Origin of the sequence: Kineosphaera limosa NBRC 100340, assembly GCF_000298215.1 — a bacterium.
Lineage (GTDB): Bacteria > Actinomycetota > Actinomycetes > Actinomycetales > Dermatophilaceae > Kineosphaera > Kineosphaera limosa.
Map to the genome: position 1 here is coordinate 1 of NZ_BAHD01000023.1, position 469 is coordinate 469.

Sequence of the window (469 nt, forward strand, 5' to 3'; positions counted from 1 at the left end):
TCGCGAGCACGCCGACGCTGCCGGGGGCCAGTGGGCCTTGGTCGCAGCACTGATCGTGGCCGTTAGCACCGGCGTGACCGCTAGGACCGGCGTGACCGCTAGTACCGGCATGGCCGTTGCCTCTGTCGCAGGTGGCGGGCGTGTCGCTGTCGGTGGCTGTCGCGGTCGGGGCGAAGCCGCCGACGTGGGCGCCGGCCGTGGCCTCCGCCTCGGCCGGGAACAACCCGAGCTGCTCGGCCAGACTCGTCCTGTGCAGACCCCCGACCAGGTCCGCCAGCGGGATCGTCACGATGATCCGCGCGGCCGCGCCGGACCCGCGAACCGTCTTGTCCGGGTTCGTGGCGTGCTTGGCCATCGTGACCAGCGCATCCAGCCGGCGGGTGCCCGGCGTGCGGGGGTCGTGCTCGCCGGTGTCTTGGTCGACGTGCGGCTTGGACAGGGCGTGCAGGGCTGCGCTGAATACGGCTTC

General features: G+C 72.5%; 1 protein-coding gene. It reads right to left on the reverse strand.

Going from position 1 to position 469, the window contains the following annotated elements; all coding sequences use genetic code 11:
- The coding region (locus KILIM_RS07850) for a DUF222 domain-containing protein (protein WP_040562643.1) at positions 1 to 469 on the reverse strand (469 nt) is incomplete at both ends.